At 69.6% G+C, this 20020-nt stretch carries 17 protein-coding genes and 1 tRNA gene; 11 read left to right on the top strand and 7 right to left on the bottom strand.

Annotated features, from left to right (window positions below; all coding sequences use genetic code 11):
* Positions 1–28 precede the first annotated feature (28 nt).
* Positions 29–1285: a winged helix-turn-helix domain-containing protein gene (locus ACFWHT_RS04535; RefSeq protein ID WP_378825852.1), complete on the top strand. Its 1257-nt coding sequence runs from the start codon at positions 29–31 to the stop codon at positions 1283–1285.
* 58 nt (positions 1286–1343) lie between these two features.
* Here ACFWHT_RS04535 and ACFWHT_RS04530 read toward each other — a convergent pair whose 3' ends face one another.
* The 3 genes from ACFWHT_RS04530 to ACFWHT_RS04520 form a co-directional block, all read right to left on the bottom strand.
* Positions 1344–1910 carry a LemA family protein gene (locus tag ACFWHT_RS04530; RefSeq protein ID WP_378825850.1) on the bottom strand — a complete coding sequence of 189 codons (567 nt, stop codon included), beginning with the start codon at positions 1908–1910 and terminating at the stop codon, positions 1344–1346.
* A 72-nt stretch (positions 1911–1982) separates the two neighbouring features.
* Entirely contained in the window at positions 1983–3296 is a 1314-nt protein-coding gene (locus ACFWHT_RS04525; RefSeq protein ID WP_378825848.1) for a D-arabinono-1,4-lactone oxidase, read from the bottom strand.
* Positions 3293–4552, bottom strand: a complete 1260-nt coding sequence (locus ACFWHT_RS04520) for an alanine racemase (protein ID WP_378825846.1) — start codon at positions 4550–4552, stop codon at positions 3293–3295. The genes ACFWHT_RS04525 and ACFWHT_RS04520 overlap by 4 nt, the downstream gene beginning before the upstream one ends.
* Positions 4553–4639: 87 nt before the next feature.
* On the opposite strand from ACFWHT_RS04520, the gene ACFWHT_RS04515 reads away from it, so the two are divergent.
* The 4 genes from ACFWHT_RS04515 to ACFWHT_RS04500 all read left to right on the top strand — a co-directional run bounded on the left by ACFWHT_RS04515 (position 4640) and on the right by ACFWHT_RS04500 (position 8771).
* Positions 4640–4712, top strand: a tRNA-Leu gene (locus ACFWHT_RS04515).
* Positions 4713–4856: 144 nt separating this feature from the next.
* Positions 4857–5747 carry an alpha/beta fold hydrolase gene (locus ACFWHT_RS04510; protein WP_378825844.1) on the top strand — a complete coding sequence of 297 codons (891 nt, stop codon included), beginning with the start codon at positions 4857–4859 and terminating at the stop codon, positions 5745–5747.
* Entirely contained in the window at positions 5744–6877 is a 1134-nt protein-coding gene (locus tag ACFWHT_RS04505; RefSeq protein WP_378825842.1) for a M20 family metallopeptidase, read from the top strand. The genes ACFWHT_RS04510 and ACFWHT_RS04505 overlap by 4 nt, the downstream gene beginning before the upstream one ends.
* Positions 6878–6893: 16 nt before the next feature.
* Positions 6894–8771 (top strand): prolyl oligopeptidase family serine peptidase, encoded by a 1878-nt coding sequence (locus ACFWHT_RS04500; protein WP_378825841.1) that lies wholly within the window; start codon positions 6894–6896, stop codon positions 8769–8771.
* A gap of 11 nt (positions 8772–8782) precedes the next feature.
* Here ACFWHT_RS04500 and ACFWHT_RS04495 read toward each other — a convergent pair whose 3' ends face one another.
* Positions 8783–9526, bottom strand: coding sequence for a TetR/AcrR family transcriptional regulator (locus ACFWHT_RS04495; RefSeq protein WP_378825838.1), 744 nt, complete (start codon positions 9524–9526; stop codon positions 8783–8785).
* A gap of 199 nt (positions 9527–9725) precedes the next feature.
* Here ACFWHT_RS04495 and ACFWHT_RS04490 point away from each other — a divergent pair, with 199 nt between their 5' ends.
* From ACFWHT_RS04490 to ACFWHT_RS04465, 6 genes are read left to right on the top strand one after another with little or no spacing between them, the layout of a single operon-like run.
* Complete coding sequence (locus ACFWHT_RS04490) at positions 9726–11420, top strand: ABC transporter substrate-binding protein (protein ID WP_378825836.1); 1695 nt, start codon at positions 9726–9728, stop codon at positions 11418–11420.
* A 34-nt stretch (positions 11421–11454) separates the two neighbouring features.
* On the top strand, positions 11455–12423 hold the full coding sequence (locus ACFWHT_RS04485) for an ABC transporter permease (protein WP_378825835.1): 969 nt from the start codon (positions 11455–11457) through the stop codon (positions 12421–12423).
* Entirely contained in the window at positions 12420–13310 is an 891-nt protein-coding gene (locus ACFWHT_RS04480) for an ABC transporter permease (RefSeq protein ID WP_378825833.1), read from the top strand. Before ACFWHT_RS04485 ends, ACFWHT_RS04480 begins: the two co-directional genes overlap by 4 nt.
* A 13-nt stretch (positions 13311–13323) precedes the next feature.
* Positions 13324–14340, top strand: a complete 1017-nt coding sequence (locus ACFWHT_RS04475) for an ABC transporter ATP-binding protein (protein ID WP_378825831.1) — start codon at positions 13324–13326, stop codon at positions 14338–14340.
* Positions 14337–15356 carry an ABC transporter ATP-binding protein gene (locus tag ACFWHT_RS04470; protein WP_378825829.1) on the top strand — a complete coding sequence of 340 codons (1020 nt, stop codon included), beginning with the start codon at positions 14337–14339 and terminating at the stop codon, positions 15354–15356. The genes ACFWHT_RS04475 and ACFWHT_RS04470 overlap by 4 nt, the downstream gene beginning before the upstream one ends.
* Complete coding sequence (locus tag ACFWHT_RS04465) at positions 15356–16462, top strand: tartrate dehydrogenase (protein ID WP_378825828.1); 1107 nt, start codon at positions 15356–15358, stop codon at positions 16460–16462. Before ACFWHT_RS04470 ends, ACFWHT_RS04465 begins: the two co-directional genes overlap by 1 nt.
* Positions 16463–16520: 58 nt before the next feature.
* Here ACFWHT_RS04465 and ACFWHT_RS04460 read toward each other — a convergent pair whose 3' ends face one another.
* From ACFWHT_RS04460 to ACFWHT_RS04450, 3 genes are read right to left on the bottom strand one after another with little or no spacing between them, the layout of a single operon-like run.
* Positions 16521–18116, bottom strand: coding sequence for an NAD(P)/FAD-dependent oxidoreductase (locus tag ACFWHT_RS04460; RefSeq protein ID WP_378825826.1), 1596 nt, complete (start codon positions 18114–18116; stop codon positions 16521–16523).
* Positions 18117–18136: 20 nt separating this feature from the next.
* Positions 18137–19483 (bottom strand): S8 family serine peptidase, encoded by a 1347-nt coding sequence (locus ACFWHT_RS04455; protein WP_378825824.1) that lies wholly within the window; start codon positions 19481–19483, stop codon positions 18137–18139.
* Positions 19480–20016, bottom strand: a complete 537-nt coding sequence (locus ACFWHT_RS04450) for a DUF501 domain-containing protein (protein WP_378825822.1) — start codon at positions 20014–20016, stop codon at positions 19480–19482. The genes ACFWHT_RS04455 and ACFWHT_RS04450 overlap by 4 nt, the downstream gene beginning before the upstream one ends.
* Between the last annotated feature and the right edge of the window lie 4 nt (positions 20017–20020).

Below are 20020 nucleotides of genomic sequence, written 5' to 3'. Positions count from 1 at the left end.
TGTCGGAGCCGGCGGATACTCTGACGGGATGACACGTTCGAGCGCTCCCACGCTGAGCGCGGGCGAGGCCCGTCGAATCGCCCTGGCGGCGCAGGGCTTCTCCCGGAGTCGCCCGGTCAGCGTCGGTACCGGCCATCTGCACCGCACGATGGAGCGCCTCGGCGTCTTGCAGATCGATTCGGTCAACGTGTTCGCACGCTCGCACTACATGCCGATGTTCTCGCGGCTGGGCTCGTACGATCCGGCGCTGCTGGATCGCACCTTCGTCTCGCGGACGCGGCACTACGTGGAGTACCTGGCGCACGAGGCGACGTTCATGCCGGTCGCCGACTGGGCGCTCTGGGACTTCCGCATGCGGGCGTGGCGCGAGCGCTCCGCCGCGCCGGGCGGCTGGATGCACGCGCACGCCCGCACCCTGGACTGGGTACGGGCCGAGCTGCGGGAACGCGGTCCACTGCGCCCCGTCGACCTGCGCGAGGACGCACCGCGCGATCGGGGGCCGTGGTGGGACTGGGACGAGGCGAAGTCAGCGCTCGAGCACCTGTGGCGCTGCGGCGAGGTCGCCATCGCGGGGCGGATCGGCTTCGAACGGCAGTACGGCCTGGCCGAGCAGGTCATCCCGGCCGAGGTGCTCTCCTCTCCCGTTCCCGAAGACGACGCCATCCGGGAGCTCGTACGGCGCGCCGCCCGCTCCTACGGTGTCGCCACGATCGCGGACCTCAACGACTACTACCGGCTGCGAGACCAGTCGGCCGTGCGCTCAGCGGTCGCCGACCTGGTGGATGCCGGCGAACTCGAGCCGGTCGCCGTCCGCGGCTGGGAGCGCAGCGGCCGTCCTGTGCCGGCGTGGCGGCATCGGGATGCGGTGCTTCCCCGCCGGATCGGCCGTGCGGCTCTGCTGACCCCGTTCGACCCGGTGGTGTGGTTCCGCGATCGGGCCCTGCGGGTGTTCGACTTCGACTACCGCATCGAGATCTACGTGCCGGCGGACAAGCGCCGCTACGGGTACTACTCCCTGCCGGTGCTCGTGGACGATCGCATCGTCGGCCGCGTCGACCTGAAGGCCGACCGCGCCGCCTCCGCACTGAGGGTGCAGTCGGCATGGTGGGAGCGGCACGCCCTGCCCGAGGACGACGCGGTTCGGGTCGCCGAAGAGCTCGTGCGGGCGGCACGATGGCAAGGTCTTGAGCGCATCAGCGTGTCCGGTTGGGGGGATGCGGCCGACGCTCTCGCGGACGCGCTCGGAGACGCGACCGTGGAACGGCACGTGCACCCGCGGGAATGAGAAGACGAGGCAGGGGTGCCGACTCGCTGCGCTCGCTCAAGCGTGAGACGCGAACGACTCAGAACTGCACGCGCGGGGGTTCGGAGATCGCGCTGTCGTCGGCGACCTCGAAGAACTCGCGCTCGGTGAAGCCGAGACCACGGGCGAACATGTTGTTCGGGAAGACCTTGATCTTCGTGTTCAGCTCGCGCACGCCCCCGTTGTAGAAGCGCCGGGCGGCCTGGATCTTGTCCTCGGTGTCCACGAGCGAGTGCTGCAGCTGCAGATAGTTCTGGCTGGCCTGCAACTGCGGGTAGGCCTCGGCGACCGCGAACAGGCTCCGCAGCGCCTGCTGGAGGTGGCCTTCGGCGATGCCTGCCTCACCGGGCCCCGTCGCCGACAGCGTCTCGGCGCGCGCGCGGGTCACGCCCTCGAACACGGCCTTCTCGTGCGCTGCGTAGCCGCGCACGGTCTCGATGAGGTTGGGGATGAGGTCGGCTCGCCTCTTCAGCTGCACCGTGATGCCGCTCCAGGCCTCGTCCACGCGCACGTTCAGCTGCACGAGCGAGTTGTAGGTCGACCACAGGTAGATCCCGACGAGCACGAGCACGCCGACGATGATCAGTACGGGCCAGAGCCATTCCATGCGTTCCCCCTCTTGGATCTGCCCCCATCCTATGCGCCGAACACTGCGCGTCGGCTGGATGGCGGGCGTCGATCAGGCGCCCAGCACGCGCTCGAGGTGCCGGTTGCCGAACAGGCGGCCGGGATCGAGCCGATCGCGCAGCGCGACGAAGTCGTCGAAGCGAGGGTAGCGCTCTCGCAGCTGGTCCGCGGTCAGGCTGTGCAGCTTGCCCCAGTGCGGGCGCCCGCCGTGGCGCAGCATGATCTGCTCGACCGCGTCGAAGTACTCGCGCGGATCCGCCCGCCAGTAGCGGTGCACCGCGATGTAGGCACTGTCGCGTCCGAACGCAGTGGAGAGCCAGAGGTCGTCGGAGGCCGCGAAGCGCACCTCGACGGGGAACTCGATCCGCCAGCGCCGCTCGGAGATCAGCTGCTGGAGCTCGCGGAACGCCGGGACGAGGTTCTCGGCCGGCACCGCGTACTCCATCTCGCGGAAGCGCACGTTGCGGCGGTGGACGAGCACCCGGTGCGAGACGTCCGAGTACTCCCCATCGCCGGTGAGCCGCACGGCCAGCCTGTTGAACGGCGGGATGATCCCGGGCACGATCCTGCTGACCGCGCAGAACGCGCCGAAGACGCCGTTGGCGAGGACCGTCTCGTCGACCCAGTGGCGCAGCGCGGGGATCGGATGCCGTTTCGCCGACTCGGGCAGCCGGGTCTGCGTCTTCTTCAGCGCGACGTCGGTGTGCGGGTGCCAGTAGAACTCGAGGTGATCGGCGGAGGCCGCCTGCTCGTGCAGCGTGTCGAGGGTCTCGTCGAGCGGCGCAGGTGCGTCGACCGCCTGCAGGACGAATGCGGGCACGCACTGCAGGGTCACCTCCACGACGACCCCGAGCGCGCCGAGGCCGATGATGGCACCGGGGAGCATCTCGCTGTTGTGCGTCTCGTCGATGCGCAGGAACTCACCGTCCGCCGTCACGAGCGTGAGACCCCGCACCTGGGTGGCGATGCCGCCGAAGGTCCGCCCGGTGCCGTGCGTTCCCGTGGAGACGGCGCCGGAGATGGACTGCCTGTCGATGTCGCCGAGGTTCTGCATGGCGAGCCCGTGCGGACGCAGCAGCGCGGGAATGCGGTGCAGCCGCGTGCCGGCGAGCAGCGTGACCAGCCCCGTGGCGGCATCCGCGCTGACCAGGCCCTGCATGTCGTCGAGCTCGAGGAGCACGCCGGGTGCGACCGCGATGCCGGTGAAGCTGTGGCCCGCGCCGATCGCCTTGACGGTCAGCCCCTGTGCGGCCGCCGCCTTGATCGCGCGCTGCACGCCCTCGGGCGAGCGGGGGCGCTCGACCCGCACGGGTCGCACGGAAGCGGAACGGCCCCAGTTCCGCCAGACGTCGCCCGGACGCGTCACAGGAAGGCCTTCCCCTCACCGCGGTAGGTGGGCAGCTCGGCGACCACCGCGCCGTCCGCCACGAGGTGGTAGCGGTCGATGCGCTCCGCGGGCTCGCCGCTCTTCGCGTGGCGGAACCAGACGCGGTCGCCGATCTTCAGGTCACGCGCCGCCTCACCCTGCAGGGGAGTCTGCACCTCGCCCGCCGCTTCGCGTGACAGCGTGCGCAGTCGGGGCGGCCAGACGGGTTCGGGCTGGCGGGATGCCACTGCCGGGCCGGACGCGATCCAGCCGCCGCCGAGCACGGTCGCGATGTCGGCGGCCGGACGCCGGACGACGTCGAACGCGAAGGCCGCGGCCGGGGCGGGCTGGAAGGACCGGTAGCCGTCGAACAGGTGACCGGCGAGCAGGCCGCTGCCGGCTGTCGCCTCGGTCAGCGACTCGTCGGTGCCGGTGAACTCGAGAGATCCGGTGCCGCCTCCGTTGAGGAACTCGAGCGGGGCGACGTCGAGCATGGCATCCGCGATCTCGGCGCGACGTCGGCGCAGCTCTTCACGCGAGCGCGACTGCATCAGGCGGATGATCGGCGCATCCGCACCGGCCGCATCGCCCTGACCGGCGATCTGCGCCTCGTACATCTGCAGTCCGACCAGCCGGAACCCGGGGCGGCGCACGACCTGCCGCGCGAATCCCGCGACGTCGGCCGCGGAGAACAGCGGCGAGCGCCGCACTCCGATGTGACCGAGTCCGGGAGCGCGCAGCGACGCGTCGACGTCGATCGCGACGCGCACCTCGGGACGCTGGCCGGGGGCGGCGATGGAGTCGATCAGGTCGAGGTGCGCAGGATCGTCGATCATCAGGGTGATGCGCTGCGCGAGCGCGTCGTCGGCGAGCAGTGTCGACAGCGCGGCGCGGTCCACGCTCGGGTAGCCGAGCACGATGTCGTCGTGGTCCTGCGCGAGCCACAGCGCCTCGGCGAGCGTGAAGGCCAGGATTCCGCGGAACCCCGGGATCGCGAGCACGGCGTCGAGCACGGCGCGCACGCGCACCGACTTCGTCGCGACGCGGATCGGGATGCCGCCCGCGCGCACCAGCAGGTCCATGGCGTTGTGCCGCAGCGCGTCCCGTTCGATGACGGCGACCGGCGCGGGCAGGTGGGCCGTGGCCTCGGCGAGCGCGCGCCAGTATCGGCCCGGGTTGCGCCACGCGACGTCGCGGACGGCGGATGCCGGGTCGCGTTCGGCGAGCGGGCTCTTTTCAGCGGTGAGGTCGAGCACTCCCCCACCCTACGACGCCGAGGTACTCGGATTCACCTGCCGCGGCACCTCGTTTCGTCGCCGGCCGCCTGGGTAGGCTGGCCGCGGGCCCCCATAGCCCAACGGCAGAGGCAGGCGTCTTAAACACGCTTCAGTGTCGGTTCGAATCCGACTGGGGGCACCGCATCCGCGAATCCGCGGCCGACCTGACGCCGTGCCGAGCGACCATGCTGCGCCGGTGTGTCCGATTCCTTCTTGCGAAATCAAGCAAGCTCGTTAGTCTAAGTAATTGACTACGAGTTGCCGACGCACGAGGAGGTTCGCGGTGATCGAGGGCTTCGCGCCGGTGGCGCATACCCATGAGGGCGTGACGATCTCCGGAGTGGTCGGGGGCAGCGGCCCGCCGGTGCTCCTGCTGCACGGCTACCCGCAGACGCGGCGCATGTGGCACGCCGTCGCTCCGACGCTGGCCCGCACTCACACGGTGGTCGCCTGCGATCTTCGCGGTTACGGCGACTCCGACAAGCCCGCGCCCGCCGCGGATCAGAGCACCTACTCCAAGCGGACCATGGCCGCGGATCAGCACGCGGTCATGCGCTCGCTCGGATTCGATCGCTACGCCGTCGTCGGCCACGATCGGGGCGCCCGCGTGGCACACCGCCTGGCGCTCGACGAGCCCACCGCAGTGGAGCGGATCGCCGTGCTCGACATCGTGCCGACGCTCCACATGTTCGAGCACGTCGATCGCGCCATGGCATCCACCTACTTCCACTGGTTCTTCCTCGCGCTCGGGAACGGGCTCCCCGAGCGCCTCATCTCCGGTGACCCGGGAGCCTGGCTGCGGAGCCGCTTCGATGGTCGCAGCCACAGCCCGTGGTCGCTGGAGCCCGCGTCGTACGCGGAGTACGAGCGCTGCTTCACCAGCCCCGGCGCGATCGAGGCGAGCGTCGCCGACTATCGCGCGGCCGCGACGATCGATCTGGAGCACGACCGTGCGGATCACGCTGCCGGCACCCGGATCGCCGCACCCCTGCTCGCCCTCTGGGGGGCGCACAGCTACGTCGGCCGCAACTTCGACGTCGCAGGCATCTGGCGAGATTACGCCGGCGAGGTCAGCGCGGCTGCGATCGAATCCGATCACTACCTGGCGGAGGAGTCCCCGCAGCAGGTGCTCGGCGCCCTCACGGCGTTCCTCGACGACGGGTTCGGGGCATGAGCGCGGTCGTGACGTCCGCCGCCCTGAACGTGGCGGAGCAGCGGTTGCGCCTTCTCGTGGAGACGGAGTCACCGACCGGCCACGCCGAGGGGATCGCCGCCTGCCAGGATCACCTCACGCAGTGGGCCGCTCCGCTCTTCGGGCGCCCCGGCGAGGTGCGTACGATCGAAGGCGTCGATCACCTCTACTGGCCGGCGCCGCGCAGCGGAGGCGTGCTGCTGCTCGGCCATGCGGACACGGTCTGGCCGCTCGGCACGCTGGAGCACCTGCCGTACACGGTGGACGGCCGCCGGGCGAGCGGTCCCGGCACGTTCGACATGAAGGCCGGGCTCGTCGCGACCATCGGCGCCCTCGAGCAACTCGGCCGCGTCGACGACGTCTCGCTGCTGATCACCAGCGACGAAGAGGTCGGCTCCCCGACGTCGCGGGCACTCATCGAGCACGCGGCCGCCCGCTCCGGTGCGGTGCTGATCGCGGAGCCGAGCCTGGACGGAGCCGTGAAGGTGGCCCGCCGCGGGGCGGGCATCTATCGTCTCGCGGCGATCGGCAGGGCGGCACATGCGGGCCTGGACCCCGAGCGCGGCGCGAACGCCCTGGTCGAGATCGCGCATCAGGTGCTGCGACTCGCGGAGGCGGGCGACCTGAATGAGGGGACGACCGTCACTCCCACGGTGTCGAGCTCCGGCTCGACGGTGAACACCGTGCCGGAGCACGCGGAGGTCCACGTCGATGTGCGGGCGTGGTCGGCTGCCGAGCTGACGCGGGTCGATCGGCTCTTCCGGGAGCTCGCTCCGGTCGACCCGCGCGTCACGCTGCAGCTCTCGGGTGGCATCAACCGGCCGCCGCTGCAGCGCCACTGCGCGCAGGACCTCTACGAACTGGCCCGCGCCGTCGCGACGTCGTGCGGTCATCCGCCGCTCGAAGGCGCCGAGGTCGGCGGAGCCTCGGACGGAAACTTCACGGCCGCGCTCGGCGTGCCCACGCTCGACGGCCTGGGCCCGCTCGGCGACGGCGCGCACGCCGCACACGAGTGGGTCGATCTTCCCTCGATCCTCGAGCGGAGCCAGCTCATCGCCGGCCTCATCGAACGGCTGCGCGAAGCACCACCGCGCAGGATCACCGCATCATGACAGAAAGGAACAGCGCATGACCTCGACCACCCTCGGCTCGGCGACAGTCCCGTCGAACTGGACGGCGCGCTTCCGCACTCCCCACCTGATGACCGTGCGCCCCACCATGGGTGCACCGGACACGGCGCTGGTGATCGAGAACAGGGCCCACGGTCCGGTCGGGCGGATCTGGCGCTCCCGGCCCGCGCCAGGAGAGGACGAGTGGTCGGCCGACCTGACTGCGCCGGTGGGATTCGACGCGCTCCTGAGCGAGGATGCCCAGTGGGTGGCCACACTGGAGGACGACGGCGGCTCCGAGGTCGGAGCTCTCGTCGCGCACGCCGTCGCCGGCGACGAGCGCAGGAACCTCACCCCACCTGGCCGCTCGTACGTCGTCCGCGGTATGGAGTTCTCGGCCGACGGGCGCACGTTCCTCACCACCGCCGTCGACGACGACGGCTTTCACCTCGTCATCGCCCCCCTGGACCGCTCCGGCGAGCCGCGTATCATCTGGTCGTCTGCGAACGAGTCCTGGTACGGGCACATCTCGGCGGACGGACGCTACGCCTCGGTGGACACGACCGATCACAACCCCGCGGTGCGCCGCCCCGCGGTGAGCGTGGTCGACGTCGCCGGAGGGGATGTCGTCGACGTGGCGAACGACCTGCCCGCCGGACCGATCAGAGGAGTGCGCTGGTCCTCGATCCCCGGTGACCAGCGTCTGCTGATCAGCACGGAGCGCAGCGGATTCGCGCGCCCGGCGATCTGGTCCCCCCTCTCCGGCGAGCGCGTCGATTTCGACCTGCCCGAATACACGGGTGATCTCCTCCCCCTCGATTGGTCAACGGCGACGGCACGCATACTGCTCGCGCATGTCGAGGACGGCATCCATCGGCTCGTCGTGCTCGACGCCGACACGGGCACGACGGAGGTCGTGCGCGAGGGCACAGGCAGCTACGCGGACCCCGATGTCGCGGCCGAGCTCGCCTACTACTCGCAGTCCTACCTGGGCGGGGACGGTCGCGTGCTCGCTTTCGAGCAGAGCTGGGACCGCCCGCCATCCCTCGTCGAGATCGGCCTCGAGGGCACCGTGCGCACCGCGATCGCAGCGCCGGAGGTCCCTGCGGGAGTTCCCTTCCGCTCCGAGATGATCCCTGGCGCAGAAGGCAGATCGGTGCAGCTGTGGTGGGCGCTGCCGCGCGGAGACGTGCGCGGCACGGTGCTCCTGCTGCACGGGGGACCGAATCTCGTGACGACCGACCACTACTCACCCGGCGCACAGGCGTGGCTCGCCGAGGGATACGCGTGCGCCGCGCTGAACTATCACGGCTCCGTCACCTTCGGACGCGAGTTCCGGGAAGGCTTCTGGCAGGGCTACGGCGACCGCGAAGTCGCCGATGTCCGCGCGGCGGTGCTGCGACTGCGAGAGCTCGGCGTCGCGGACCCCGCCTCGACGTTCGTCACCGGCCCGTCGTACGGCGGGCACCTGACTCTGCTCGCCATGGGCCGCCTTCCCGACATGTTCGCCGGAGGCTTCGCGGTCGTCGCGATGGCGGACTGGGCGTCCGCCTTCGCGGACATGAATCCAGCTCTGCGGATCGTCTGGGAGAAGGTGCTGGCCAACGGCGATCTGAGCTTCGAAGCGGCGTGCGAGAAGCTGTCCGGGATCACTTACGTCGACTCCGTCAGCGGGTCCGTGTGGCTGTGCCAGGGCGCTCGCGACACGAGGACTCCGCCGGCTCAGGCGCAGAACTACGCCGATCGGCTGCGCGAGCGCGGCGGCGATGTGCTGATCGAATGGTTCGACGCAGGCCACTCACCGGATGATCTTGCGGCAGAGGAGGCCTGGCAGCGACGGATGCTCGAACTCGCCGAGCTCACACGATCCGGCATCCGCTGGTCCGACGGCACCTGATCGTCGCGCGTTCAGGTGCCGGAGCCGCCGGCGCGCCCCGCGGCGGCGGCTCTGGCCTGCAGCCCGTCGAGCAGGAGCTCCAGGCCGAAGTCGAACGTGTCCGGGTCTCCGATCGCGAGCGGAGGCCGTCCGACGCCGAGCATCGCGGGGAACTCGTCGGGGTCGAGCTTCTCGTACTGGAGCCGCCACGCGAGCTCGTCCTCGCGCTGCGTGTCATCCGGCAATGCCCTCGCCGCAGCCTCGATGCTCGCGAAGCTCCGCACATAGTTGCCGAAGACGCGCTGGTAGTGCAGCGCATCCGCCCGCTCGAAACCTGCGTCGAGCAGCGCCCTGAGCGTGTATTCCATGTTCGCGAACTCGCGCGGGAGCCGCGTCGTCCGCGCCGCCATCTGCTGTGCGAACTGCGGATAGCGCAGATAGTGCTCGTGCACGACCTTCGCCGCGAGGCGCAGATCGTCTCGCCAGTCACCTGTCGGGACCAGTGCGCCGTGATACGACCGGTCACGCAGCGAGTCGATCAGAGCGAGCACCAGCTCGTCCTTGTCCCGGAAATGCCGGTACATCGACGTGGGATGCGCATTCAGCTGGTCTCCGAGCGATTGGAAGGTGAGCCCTTCGAGCCCGTCGCGCACCGCGATCCGCTCGGCTGCTTCGAGGATGTTCTCGCGGTTCAGGGAGTCGCGCTTACGCCGGGTTCGCCCGGCGGCGCGTCCCCCGCCCTCGGCGGCGGCTTTCGGACGGTTCTGATCAGGCACGCAGCTCCTTCTTCCAGACGATGTCTGTCCAGGGTAGCGCCGTCGGCGCACCTGAGGAATCCTTTAGTCGAGTTGATAGTCAGGATGATTGACCATGGCCCTTGCTATCTGTCCCGACTGCGGTTAGCGTATGTCGCACGGGAGACCCGCCCGTCTCAGGTTTTACCTGCATTTCGACTTCAACGTGGAAGGAACGGAAATGAACGACCACATCCCCGCCCGAAGCTTCGCGGGCCGACGCCAGCTCCGCCTCGCCATGCCGATCATCGCCGCCGTCGCCATCGTCCTCTCCGGATGCTCGGGAGCGAGCGGCGACGGCGGCGACGCGGCCGTCGGCACGGGCGGCCAGATCGTCATCGGCGCAGAGCAGGAGCCCGAATGCGCGGACTGGATCGCCACCTGCGCGGCGAACATCTGGGGCAGCTACACCATGCGCACGCCGACGATGCCGACCGCGTTCGACACCCGCCGGGTCGGCGAGGACTGGAAGCTCGTGCCCTCCGACCTGCTCGACGGCGAGCCGACGGTGGATGTCACCGCGGACGGCAAGCAGGTCATCACCTACCGGATCAACCCGGACGCGGTGTGGTCGGACGGGGAACCCATCTCCGGTGCGGACTTCGTCTACACGGGCCTCGAGATCCGCGACGGCGACGACATCTTCGACAAGACGGGATACTCGCTCATCGAGTCCATCGACGCCCCGGATGAGAAGACGGCCGTCGTCACCATGAGCTCGACCTACGGACAGTGGCGCGGGCTCTTCAGCGGGGACTTCCAGGTGCTGCCGTCGCACCTGCTCGAGGGCAAGGACAGGGCCGCGATCATGAAGGACGGCTACGCGTTCTCCGGCGGACCCTGGATGATCGAGTCGTGGAAGAAGGGCACCTCCGTCACGCTCGTGCCCAACGAGGCGTACTGGGGCGACAAGCCGAAACTCGATCGCGTGACGTTCCAGTTCATCACGGACACATCCGCGGCGTTCCAGGCGCTCAAGAGCGGCCAGGTGCAGGCGCTGTACCCGACCCCTCAGCTCGACGCGATCAGCCAGATCGAGGCGGGCGTCCCGAACACCACCGTCGATGTCGAGACCGAGTCGGGAAATCTCGAAGCGCTGTGGATCAACAACGAGGCGTTCCCCTTCGACGACGTGAAGGTGCGGCAGGCCGTCGCCTACGCCATCGATCGTCCCGCCATCGTCGAGAAGCTCTACGGGGGCCTCGGTGTGGACGAGGCCCAGCAGAGCTTCCTCTCCCCGTTGAACAGCGCGTTCGCCTCGGATGACTTCTCGCAGTACACGCATGATCTCGATCGCGTGGATGACCTCATGTCCGACGCGGGATGGTCGAAAGGCTCCTCCGGCATCTGGGAGAAGGCGGGCAGGCAGGCCGAGTTCCGCATCACCACTCACGCGGGCAACAAGCGTCGCGAGCTCGCCGAGCAGATCCTGCAGTCCCAGCTCGGTGATGCAGGATTCGTGCTGAAAGTGGCGAACAAGAGCGGCTCGGAGATCTTCTCCAAGACGGCGCCGGAGGGCGATTTCGAGATCGGCCTGTGGACCCTCATCGACACCGTCCCCGAGCCCACTCTCTCCGCCTCGTTCGTCTCGACCGCGATCCCGTCCGCCGAGAACGGATACTCGGGCATCAACTTCGTCAGGACCAGGATCGACGGCCTCGACCCGCTCCTGGAGACCGTGGCGCGGAGCGTGGACGACGAGGAGCGCCTGGATGCTTCGCTGCAGGCCGAGCGGCTGATCGCCGACAACCTGCCCGGGCTCCCGTTGGCGGCCGTCCCGAACATCCTGATGACCAGCCAGCGCATCTCCGGCCCACTGGAGATCAACCCCTCGGAGGGCCCGTTCTGGAACCTCCACGAGTGGACCGTCGGTTGATCACCGCTCCGAGCGGAACGACGAGGAGGCGCCGATGATCGCGTACGCCGCGCGGCGCCTCCTCATCTCACTGCCGGTCGTGCTTCTCGCGTCGCTGCTGACCTTCTGGGCAGTGCGTGTGGCGTTCGACCCGCTGAGCAAGCTCCGTCAATCGCAGGACCCCGGCGTCGTCGAGCGCGAGACCGAGCGGCTGGGCCTGGACCGCTCGATCCCCGAGCAGTACCTGCTGTGGCTGAAGGGGCTCGTCACCGGCGACTGGGGCGTCAGCACCCGCACCGGCGGTGACGTGATGACGATGATCGGCGCCGCGGCCTGGCCCACCCTGCAGCTGCTGCTGTGGGGTGTGCTGATCGGCGCGTTCATCGCCCTCGTCGTCGGCACCTATTCCGCCGTGAGGCAGTACAGCGTCGCCGACTACACCCTGACCGGCGCGTCGTACCTGGGCATCGCGCTGCCCTCGTTCTGGTTCGGGCTTCTGCTGATCCAGATCTTCGGGGTCTGGCCGGTGCAGGCCTTCGGACTGTCGGAGCCGCCGCTGTTCTTCGTCGGACTGCATTCCATCGGCTCCTCCGGTCTGAACCTGGACTATGTCCGGCACCTCGTACTGCCCATCGCGACGCTGACCATCACCCTCGTGGCCAGCTGGAGCCGCTTCGGCCGCGCATCGATGCTCGACACGCTCTCCAGCGACTACGTCCGCACCGCTCGCGCGAAGGGCGTCCCCCGGCGCCAGATCGTGCTCCGCCACGCACTGCGCAATTCGCTGGCGCCGTTCGTCACCGTCGTGCTGCTGGACGCCGGACTGCTGTTCGGCGGGCTCGTCGTGACCGAGCAGATCTTCTCGGTTCCGGGCATGGGAAAGCTCCTGCTGGACTCACTGCTCGCCGGCGACGTGTACGTGCTGCTGCCCTGGATGATGCTCGTCGCCCTCGCCGTCGTCGTCTTCAACCTTCTCGCCGACCTGAGCTACGCGTTCCTCGACCCGAGAGTGAGACTGGCATGATCCGCCCCCGCACGACGCTGATCCCGGTGCCGCAGGAGACGTCGCGCTCGCAGTGGGCCATCATGCGCCGGCGTTTCCTCCGGCACCGGCTCGCGATGGCGGGGCTCATCGTGCTCGGCGTGCTCGCGCTGGCCTGCTACGGGGCACCCTGGTTCTCACCCTTCGGTCAGAACCAGCAGGACCTTCTGCTGGGCGCGACCGGTCCGAGCGCCGCCCACTGGCTGGGCACGGACCAGCTGGGCCGCGACTTCCTGACCGAGCTGCTCTTCGCCGGGCGCATCTCCCTGTCGATCGGACTCGGCGTCGGGGTGCTGTCGACGTCGCTCGGGGTGGCGCTCGGCTCTGTGGCCGGCTACGCCGGCGGTTGGGTCGACGAGGTCATCATGCGACTCGTCGACCTGTTCCTGATCGTTCCGGCGATCGCGGTGCTCGCACTCGTACTGCACGGCTTCGGGTCGTCGCCCGTGACGATCGTGCTCGTCCTCAGCGCCATCGCATGGACGCTGATCGCGCGGGTGGCCCGTTCACAGGTGCTGTCGCTGCGCGAGAAGGAGTTCGTCGACGCGGCGATCGTGGTGGGCGCGTCACCGGCGCGCATCCTGCTGCGGCACATGCTGCCGAACCTCGCCGGCGTCATCTCCGTGAACGTGTCCCTTGCCGTGGCAGCCGCCATCATCACCGAGTCCACTCTCAGCTTCCTCGGGTTCGGCGTGCAGCCCCCGGATTCGAGCTGGGGCAACATGCTCAGCCAGGCCGCCGGCCTGCTCGGCACCGAGCAGGTGTACCTGCTGATCTTCCCCGGAGCGTTCATCCTGGTCACCGTCCTCGCCGTCAACTTCATCGGCGACGGACTTCGCGACACCTTCGATCCCCAGGCGAAGCACTGAGAGCGAGCAGCACATGACTGAGCACAGCACCCCCGCACTCGACGTGACCGATCTCACGGTCGTCTTCCCCACCGACGACGGCCCGGCCGTGTCCGTCGACGCCCTGAGCTTCTCCCTCCGGCCGGGAGAGACCCTCGGGATCGTCGGCGAATCCGGATCCGGCAAGAGCGTCACCTCACTGGCCATCATGGGTCTGCTGCCGAAGGCGGCGAAGGTCGCGGGCTCGATCCGACTCGCCGGGGACGAGCTGATCGGCCTCAAGGAGGACGCGCTGCGCGAGGTGCGCGGCAATCGGATCGCGATGATCTTCCAGGACGCCCTCGCTGCGTTGAATCCCGTCCTCACCGTCGGCGAGCAGCTCGCCGAGGCCGTGCGCGTGCATCGCCGCGGTTGCTCGGCCGTGGAGCTGCGCACCCGATCCGTGGAGCTGCTCGACCTGGTCGGCATCCCGTCCCCGCAGCAGCGAGTGGACCAGTATCCGCACGAGTTCTCCGGCGGCATGCGGCAGCGCATCATGATCGCGATGAGCATCGCCAACGATCCCGACGTGCTCATCGCCGACGAGCCGACCACCGCACTCGATGTCACCGTCCAGGCTCAGGTGCTCGACGTGCTCCGACGGGTGCAGGAGCGCACCGGCAGCGCGATGCTGCTGATCACCCACGACCTCGGGGTGGTCGCCGGCCTCGCGGACCGCGTATTGGTGATGTACGGCGGCCGGCTCGTGGAGCAGGCCGCCGTGGAGCCGATCTTCTACGACACCGCGCACCCGTACACGCTCGGCCTTCTCGACTCGATGCCCCGACTGGACCGCTCCTCTGACGGCTCGGCGCTGTACTCGATTCCCGGCACCGCACCTGCGGCCACCACGGTCACGCCCGGCTGCCGCTTCGCCCCGCGATGCGCATACGCGATCGAGGGGATCTGCGACGCGGCCCCCGTTCCGATCAGCCAGGTCGCGCACGATCACGCGGCACGGTGCCTGCGGATCGACGAGGTCCGAATGATGAGACGAGGAGGGGCCGCATGAACGTCGCGCTCGAGGTGACGGACCTCGTCAAGCGGTATCCGATCCGCTCCGGGCTGCTGCGCCGTCGCACCGGCACGGTGCACGCGCTCTCCGGTGTCAGCTTCACCGTGCCCCGCGGAACCACGCTCGGCATCGTCGGCGAATCCGGATGCGGGAAGAGCACACTGGGCCGCTCCATCGTGCGCCTGCACGCCGTGGACAGCGGAACGATCCGTCTCGACGGCGAGGCGATCGAGGCCGCGACCGGGGCGCGCCTGCGAGACGCCCGCCGACGCGTGCAGATGGTGTTCCAGGATCCGTTCGCATCCCTCAACCCGCGCATGACCGTGCGGTCGGTCCTCACGGAGCCCCTGGAGATCCACGGGCTGCACGCCGCCGATCGGAATGCGCGGGTGGGCGAGCTCCTCGAGATGGTCGGGCTCGATCCGTCGCACGCCAATCGTTATCCGCATGAGTTCTCGGGCGGGCAGCGACAGCGCATCGGCATCGCGCGTGCGCTGGCGGTCGAGCCCGACGTGATCGTGCTCGATGAGCCGGTCAGCGCTCTGGACGTCAGCGTGCAGGCGGGCGTACTCAACAAGCTGAAGGATCTGCAGCGGCAGCTCGGCCTGACCTACGTCTTCATCGCGCACGACCTCTCAGTCGTGCGCCATCTGAGCGACCACGTCGCCGTGATGTATCTGGGCAAGATCGTCGAGTCCGGCCCGGCCGACGAGCTGTTCAGCCGCCCTCAGCATCCGTACACGCAGGCTCTTCTCTCCGCCGTGCCCATCCCGGACCCTCGGCTGGAGCGCAGCCGGGAGCGGATCGTTCTGCACGGAGACGTGCCGAGCCCCGTCGATCCTCCCAGCGGCTGCCGCTTCCGAACGCGCTGCTGGAAGGCCACGGACCTGTGCGCACGCGAGGAGCCGCTCCTGTCCCGGGTCGGCGGCACCTCGGCGGCCTGCCATTACCCCGAGACCAGAGAGGCGGTCCCTCAGACGGGATCGCCGGACGAGACTCCTGAGAGGATCTGATGAGCAACCCCAGACGGATCGCGGTCATCCCCGGCGACGGCATCGGGCAGGAGGTGATGCCGGAGGGCCTTCGCGCGCTGGACGCCGCCGCGGAGCGGTTCGGCATCGCCCTGGAGTTCACCCGCTTCGATTTCGCATCGGCGGAGTACTATCAGCGCACCGGCACCATGCTGCCGGATGACTGGTTCGATCAGCTGCGCGACTTCGACGCGATCTTCTTCGGGGCTGTCGGCTGGCCCGACCTCGTGCCGGATCACGTCTCGCTCTGGGGAAGCCTGCTGCAGTTCCGGCGGGAGTTCGACCAGTACATCAACCTGCGGCCCTGCCGCCTGATGCCCGGCGTGCGGACGCCGTTGGCGGGACGCACGCCGGGAGACATCGACTTCTACGTGGTGCGCGAGAACACCGAGGGCGAGTACTCCGCGATCGGTGGACGGATGTTCCACGGCACCGAGCGGGAGCTGGTGCTGCAGGAGACGGTGATGACCCGCGTCGGAGTGGATCGCGTGCTGAAGTACGCCTTCGAACTCGCGGCGCGCAGGCCGGCGAAGCATCTCACGTCGGCGACGAAGAGCAACGGCATCTCCATTTCGATGCCCTATTGGGACGAGCGCGTGAGCGCTGTGGCCGAGCGATTCCCCGAGGTGACCCACGACGCCTTCCACATCGACATCCTGGCGGCGAACTTCGTCCTGCATCCGGACTGGTTCGACGTCGTCGTGGCGAGCAACCTGTTCGGCGACATCCTGTCCGACCTCGGACCGGCGTGCACGGGGACCATCGGCATCGCGCCCAGCGCCAACATCAACCCCGAGGGCCGCTTTCCCAGCCTGTTCGAGCCCGTTCACGGCTCGGCCCCCGACATCGCAGGCCGCGGGATCGCGAATCCGATCGGTCAGATCTGGTCGGGATCCATGATGCTCGAGCATCTCGGCGAGACCGAGGCGGCCGCGGCGGTCCTGAGCGCGATCGAGCAGGTGCTCGCGACCGGCGAGAGGACGGGCGTGCTCACACCCGACCTGGGCGGCGACGCCACAACGGTCGCGCTCGGCACCGCGATCGCCGATCGCATCCGCGCGCACGAACGAAGCGGCGAGGCGCTCTGACACGGAGACGCCCGCCCGAGAACAGGTCTCGTGCGGGCGTCCCGGTCATGCAGGGGTCTCAGGCCTTGGCCTCCGCTGTCTCCTTGGCGGGAGCGCTCTTCGCAGCGGATGCCTCGTTCGAGGCCGGCTTCTTCGCGGCGGCGGGCTTCTTCGCAGCAGCCGGCTTCTTCACGGCCGGAGCCTTCTTCGCGGCGGGCTTCGCCGCATCCGCCGCCTGGGCAGGAGCAGCCTTCTCCGCATCCGCCGCGGCCGGCTCCGCCTTCGGTGCGGGAGCCGCGGGCGCCGCAGGTGCCGCCGGCGCGGCGGGTGCCGCCGCCGGGCGCGGGCGCGCCGCGAACTCCTCGAAGGCCTCGCGAGGCTGCTGCACGGCCTTGAGGTTCACGATGTCGCGGCCCAGCCAGAGGTTGTTCCACCAGCCCCACAGCACACGCCACTTGCGCTCCCAGGTCGGCATGGCCAGGCCGTGGTAGCCGCGGTGGGCGACCCAGGCGACGAAGCCCTTGAGCGCGAGCTTGCCCGACTGGAAGACGCCGTTGTAGAGGCCCAGGCCGGCGACGGCGCCGAGGTTCTTGTGGAAGTAGTCCTTGGTGCCCTCACCGCGCAGCACGGCAACGAGGTTCTTCGCGAGCAGCTTGGCCTGGCGCACGGCGTGCTGGGCGTTCGGCACGCAGTATCCGCCGACGCCACCGCCCGAGAGATCGGGGACGGCCGAGACGTCACCGGCGGCCCACGCTCCCTCGACGGGCTGCTCGGCGGTGCCCACGCGCAGGTCGGCTCGAGTCTGGATGCGACCGCGCTCCTCGACGGGCAGGTCGCCGCCGCGCACCACGGTGGGGTTGGCCATGACGCCCGCGGTCCACACGATCAGGTCGGTCGGGATGACCTCACCGGTCGAGAGCTCGACATCGCCGCCGACCGCGCCGGTGACCTGGGTGTCGAGGTGCACGCTGGCACCGCGCTTGGCGAGGTCCTTGAGCACCCACTCGCTGGTCTTCAGCGACACCTCGGGCATGATCCGGCCCATCGCCTCGATCAGGTGGAAGTGGGTGTCCTCGAACGAGATCTGCGGGTACTTCGACACCAGCGACGAAGCCAGCGAACGCAGCTCGGCGAAGGCCTCGATGCCGGCGAAGCCACCGCCGACCACCACGACGGTGAGCAGGCGGTCGCGCTCGGGACCGGCGGGGATGGCGGCGGCCTTGTCGAAGTTCGACAGGAGCTTGTCGCGCACCGCGACCGCCTCTTCGATGGTCTTCAGCCCGATCGCGTTGTCGGCGATGCCGGGGATCGGGAAGGTGCGCGAGACCGCGCCGGCCGTGACGACGATCTGGTCGTACTCGAACTGGTAGGGCTCCCCGACGGGCGGCGCGATGGTCGCGACCTTGTTCGCGTGGTCGATGCCCGTGATCTTCGCCGTGATGACGTTGGTGCGCTTGAGGTGGCGACGGTGCGCGACTACCGCGTGGCGCGGCTCGATCGAGCCGGCGGCGACCTCGGGCAGGAACGGCTGGTACGTCATGTACGGCAGCGGATCCACCATCGTCACATCCGCCTCACCCTTGCGGAGGTGCTTCTCGAGCTTCCACGCGGTGTAGAAACCCGCGTATCCTCCGCCGACAATCAGAATGCGGGGTGCAGTGCTGTTCTGAGGCACAGGGGGACAACTCCTCGTCGTCATGGTGTGGGAGTGCGTCGACCGCGCTCCGTTCGGATGCGCCGGGCAGCTGCGGTGACGCCAAGCGCTATCAGGATACCAGGCACGGTGAGTGCGAGAAGCGGCAGGGTACCGTACAGCAGGGTCTGCTCGGACGGGAGCAGCGGCGAACCCGCTTCGGCAGGCGGCTGCGGTGCCGGCAGCGGCGGAACGGCGACGGGTGTCGCGGTTCCCTCGGGCGTCGGTTCGTCCGGAGATTCCGCCCTGCGGTACAGGCGGACCCACTCCTTCAGGTCGCCCATCGGGTTCTTTGTCACCTTCGGCACGGATGCGGTGACCGCAGCCTCCGCGTCGAGCAGGCCGTACCCGTACAGGACGTCGGGGGTGGCCCGCATGTCGTCCACCGGGATCGCCGTGCGGATGAGCCGGTTGATGACGTTCGCCGCATCGAGCTCCGGGTGCGCCGCGCGCACCAGCGCGGCGGCGCCCGCGACGATCGGCGCCGCGCCGCTGGTGCCGTCCCAGTTCACGACCTCGCCGTCTGCCGACATCCCGATGAGCGACTCGCTCGGTGCCATGATGCCGATCGTGATGCCCTGCGTCGACGCATCGCGGCTGGCGGTGCCCGTCTGATCCACGCCGCCGACGGTGAGCACACCGGGGATCGTGGCGGGGGCCCCGACGATCGACGTGCCGCTGCCGCGGTTGCCTGCTGCGACGACCACCACCACATCGTGTTCGAAGGCGTAGAGGAACGCGTCGTCCCAGCTCTCGTCCCAGTCCAGCGTGTTCGTCGTCAGCGACAGGTTGATGATGTCGGCGCCGTGGTCGACGGCCCAGCGCATGCCCTCGGCGATCTGTTCGCTGAAGGGCACCGTCGCAGAGGCGCCGAAGCCGATGGAGACCGACAGGAGATCGACCTCGGGCGCGACCCCGATGATGCCCGTCCCGTCGGGCCGGCCGCGGCCCGCCGCCAGAGACGCCACCCAGGTGCCGTGGTTGGGGTCGCGCACGCCGACCGGTGTCCTGCCGTCGGGACTTCCGCTGCCCGACACGTCGGTGCCGTCGGCGACGGCGCCGTCGAACGTGACCGGGGGCTTGCCGATGCCCGTGTCGATCACCGCGATCGTCACGCCCTCGCCTCTGGTCACCTGCCAGGCATCGCGGATGCGCGCACCGTCGAGCCAGTACTCCTTGGCGCGCACCGGATCGGACGGGTCGTCGGCGACGGGTGAGGTGGGAGTCGGGGAGGGGGTGGTCTGCGTCGCCCGGGGCGGGGCGGCGACCGCCGGCGACGCCGCGAGGAACAGGGATGCCACCATCGCCGTGGACACGACGATGCCTGCCAGCATCCGCTTTCGGGTCATCCCGCCTCGCTCGTCCTCAGTGCCGCGCCGGGGTCGGCGCAGGCGCAGCGGTCGGGCGACCAGCCGGCCCGCTCGAGGGCCGCATCGCCGATGGGGTTGACCCCGGGACCGGCCGCGAGCGCGTGACCGGCGAGTGCGTGCAGGCACTTCACTCGCGTGGGCATGCCTCCGGAGGAGATGCCGTCGATCTCGGGCACCTCGCCGTACTGGGCGCGGTCCGCGAGGAACGCGCGATGGGCGGCGAGGTACGCCGCCGCGATCTCGGGGTCCTCTTCGATCCGAAGTGCCAGCTCGGGCATGACCTGCTCGGCTTCGAGCGTGGACATGGCCGCCGTGGCGGCGGGGTGGGTCAGGTAGTAGAACGTCGGGAACGGCGTGCCGTCGGCCAGACGAGGTGCGGTGGCGACGACGGTCGGGTTCCCGCAGACGCAGCGCGCGGCGATGCCTACCACGCCCCGCGCGGTGCGCCCCAGCTGATCCGAGACCACCTGGAGCTCGGCAGCGGTCGGGGGCTGATAGGGCGGTCTCGTCACACGT

This window comes from Microbacterium sp. NPDC058342 (assembly GCF_042723935.1).
Lineage (GTDB): Bacteria > Actinomycetota > Actinomycetes > Actinomycetales > Microbacteriaceae > Microbacterium.
This window is presented reverse-complemented; position numbering and strand designations above follow the sequence as displayed.

Bases quoted from the DNA above. Each gene is read 5' to 3' on its own strand.
- ACFWHT_RS04535 (WP_378825852.1), top strand. From the start codon at position 29: ATGACACGTTCGAGCGCTCCCACGCTGAGCGCGGGCGAGGCCCGTCGA.
- ACFWHT_RS04530 (WP_378825850.1), bottom strand. From the start codon at position 1,910: ATGGAATGGCTCTGGCCCGTACTGATCATCGTCGGCGTGCTCGTGCTC.
- ACFWHT_RS04505 (WP_378825842.1), top strand. From the start codon at position 5,744: ATGAGCGCGGTCGTGACGTCCGCCGCCCTGAACGTGGCGGAGCAGCGG.
- ACFWHT_RS04500 (WP_378825841.1), top strand. From the start codon at position 6,894: ATGACCTCGACCACCCTCGGCTCGGCGACAGTCCCGTCGAACTGGACG.
- ACFWHT_RS04490 (WP_378825836.1), top strand. From the start codon at position 9,726: ATGAACGACCACATCCCCGCCCGAAGCTTCGCGGGCCGACGCCAGCTC.
- ACFWHT_RS04485 (WP_378825835.1), top strand. From the start codon at position 11,455: ATGATCGCGTACGCCGCGCGGCGCCTCCTCATCTCACTGCCGGTCGTG.
- ACFWHT_RS04480 (WP_378825833.1), top strand. From the start codon at position 12,420: ATGATCCGCCCCCGCACGACGCTGATCCCGGTGCCGCAGGAGACGTCG.
- ACFWHT_RS04475 (WP_378825831.1), top strand. From the start codon at position 13,324: ATGACTGAGCACAGCACCCCCGCACTCGACGTGACCGATCTCACGGTC.
- ACFWHT_RS04470 (WP_378825829.1), top strand. From the start codon at position 14,337: ATGAACGTCGCGCTCGAGGTGACGGACCTCGTCAAGCGGTATCCGATC.
- ACFWHT_RS04465 (WP_378825828.1), top strand. From the start codon at position 15,356: ATGAGCAACCCCAGACGGATCGCGGTCATCCCCGGCGACGGCATCGGG.
- ACFWHT_RS04455 (WP_378825824.1), bottom strand. From the start codon at position 19,483: ATGACCCGAAAGCGGATGCTGGCAGGCATCGTCGTGTCCACGGCGATG.